General features: G+C 59.6%; 3 protein-coding genes and 1 pseudogene. 1 reads left to right on the top strand and 3 read right to left on the bottom strand.

The annotated features are described in order from the left end of the window. The first annotated feature begins 7 nt into the window (after positions 1-7). A complete protein-coding gene (locus tag GSQ83_RS05895; protein WP_256367215.1) occupies positions 8-157 on the top strand; it encodes a hydroxyisourate hydrolase in 150 nt (49 codons plus the stop codon). A gap of 11 nt (positions 158-168) precedes the next feature. On the opposite strand, the gene GSQ83_RS05890 is transcribed toward GSQ83_RS05895, so the two are convergent. From GSQ83_RS05890 to GSQ83_RS30345, 3 genes and pseudogenes are all read right to left on the bottom strand, one after another. Next, positions 169-993: an ABC transporter permease gene (locus tag GSQ83_RS05890; protein ID WP_158801949.1), complete on the bottom strand. Its 825-nt coding sequence runs from the start codon at positions 991-993 to the stop codon at positions 169-171. Between the two features lies 1 nt (position 994). Beyond that, positions 995-1891 (bottom strand): ABC transporter permease, encoded by an 897-nt coding sequence (locus GSQ83_RS05885; protein WP_254065518.1) that lies wholly within the window; start codon positions 1889-1891, stop codon positions 995-997. A 9-nt stretch (positions 1892-1900) separates the two neighbouring features. Further along, positions 1901-2357 (bottom strand): annotated as a pseudogene (locus tag GSQ83_RS30345) (ABC transporter substrate-binding protein); the annotation flags it as partial.

Below are 2357 nucleotides of genomic sequence, written 5' to 3'. Positions count from 1 at the left end.
ATACGAGATCACCTTCCATGTGGCGGCGTGGAGCGGTGATGAGGCGGGCTTCTACGATCGCATCACCCTGCGGTTCCGCGTCGATGAGGGCACCACACATCTGCATATTCCGCTTCTGCTCTCGCCTTTCGGCTATACGACGTATCGCGGAAGCTAGAAGACAAAGGGTCAGATGGCGCGCGCGAGGCGTCTTTTGCGCAGCACCGCCATGGTTGTCAGCGCCGCCACGATGATGAGGGCGGAGAAGCCGGTGGTGAGCGTTCCGAGTGCATAGATCACGGGTGTGGTGACATTCGCGGTCATCGCGAAGACCTCCAGCGGCAGCGTGTTTGAGTCTCCCGCCGTCATCATGGTGCGTGGAAATTCGTCGTAGGACAGAGAAAAACCGAAGAGCGCGATGCCGACGACGCCGGGAAGAATGATTGGCAGGACAACGTGCTGGAAACTGCGCCAGGGGCCAGCGCCGAGATCCCGCGCGGCTTCTTCCCAGGATTTGTTGAAGCGGTTGAAGACGGCGAACATGATGAGCAGGCCAAAGGGCAGGGTCCAGGTCAATTGCGCGCCAAAAGCCGAGCTATACCAGGCGGGATCGACGCCGAGCTGGCTGAAGAACAAGCCGATGCCGAGGCTCACGAGAAGTGACGGCACGATAAGGCTCGCGATCACCAGGTAGAACAGCAAGGTCGCGCCGCGAAAGCGCCGGCGGAAAGCCATGCCGCCGGCAACGGCGAGCACGACATTGGCGACCATCACCATCAGCGCGAGCATGATGGAGCGCGTGACCGCGCCGCCGAAATCGCCCACCATTTGCTGCTGAAACAGCGCATGGAACCAGTGCAGCGAGACGCCGTTCATCGGGAAGGTGAGGCCGCCATTCGGTCCCTGGAAGGACAGAATTACGATGGTTGCGATAGGCCCGTACAGGAACAGCACGAAGACGGCAAAAAGCACCGCCAGGAGATAAAAGGCGAGGCCGCGTCTTTCCCCGCCCATCTCAGAGTTCCTTGCGAATATCGATGACGCGGAGGATCAGGAACACCATCAGCAGCACGATCGCGAGTAGGATGACGGAATTCGCCGCCGCCGCCGGGTATTGCAGCAGCGAAATCTCGTTCTGGATCATGATGCCGACCGAGGCGCTTTGGCCGCCACCCATGATGCTGACACTCACGAAATCGCCCATGACGAGGGTGATGACGAAAATTGTGCCGATACCGATGCCGCTTTTCGAGAGTGGAAGGATCACGTTGAGGATGGTTCGCCAGAAGCCGGCACCATTATCCCGCGCCGCTTCGATGAGCGTGCGATCGATCCGCATCATTGAGTTGAAAATGGGTGTGATCATGAAAAGCGTGTCGAGATGCACGAACGCCAGGATGATCGCGAATTTGCTGTAGAGGAGAAAGGTCAGCGGCTGATGGATGACATGCAGGTGCAGCAGCAGCGTGTTGACGATGCCATTGCGGCCGAGTGCCGGGATCCAGGAGATCGTCCGGATGATATTCGAGGTCAGGAAGGGCACCGAGCACAGCAGGAACAGCGCCATTTGCCATGTCGTGCTGCGGACCTCGAAGGCGAGAAAGTAAGCGATCCAGAAGCCCAGAGAAACCGCGATGACCCAGGTGATGACAGCATATTCGATGGTGACACCGAAGGTCTTCCACGTAACGACCGAGGTCAGCGCGTCCTGGTAGTTCTGGAGCACGAAGCTCCAGAGAATTTGCACCGAATTGTAATCGAGGAAGCTCACCACAATCAGCATGGCGATGGGCACCACCAGGAAGATCGTGAGCACGATTGCCATGGGGCCCGCCAGTAGCCACGCACCGAGAGCGTTGTCGCCCTCGGTGCGGCGGCGCAGGCGGCCGGAGGATTGTGTCGTCGTGCTCACGCGCGAGGCTCAGGCAACCGAGAACTCGTTCCATTTCTGGATCAGGTAGCGGTCCTGATCCATAACCGAGTTCCAGCAAGCGATATGGCCGATTCGGTCGTAATAGGATCCGCCGTCGCGGACATCTCCGGTCTTGGCGATCTGCTGGCCCTGCGGGCTCATGATCGGCGCGGTGGCTGGCTTGCCCTCCATCCAATAACCCCATTCGCCCGGGGACATATATTTTTGAGCGGTGGTCAGAACCGCTGAGTAATAACCCTGGCGGTTGAGGTAGGCGCCGGTCCAGCCCGAGAGATACCAGTTGATATATTCGTAGGCAGCATCGCGCTCCAATCCCGTGAGGTGCTTGGCGATGCCGAGGCCACCGCCCCAGCCGCGATAACCTTCTGCCAGCGGCTGGAAGACGCAGGGAATGCCCTTGGAACGAACGGCGGTCACCGCCGGCGACCACATCGATTGGATCACC

This window comes from Acidisoma sp. L85, assembly GCF_009765865.1.
GTDB lineage: Bacteria > Pseudomonadota > Alphaproteobacteria > Acetobacterales > Acetobacteraceae > Acidisoma.
The sequence above is the reverse complement of the archived record's forward strand: the minus strand, read 5'-3'. Positions and strand labels throughout refer to the sequence as shown.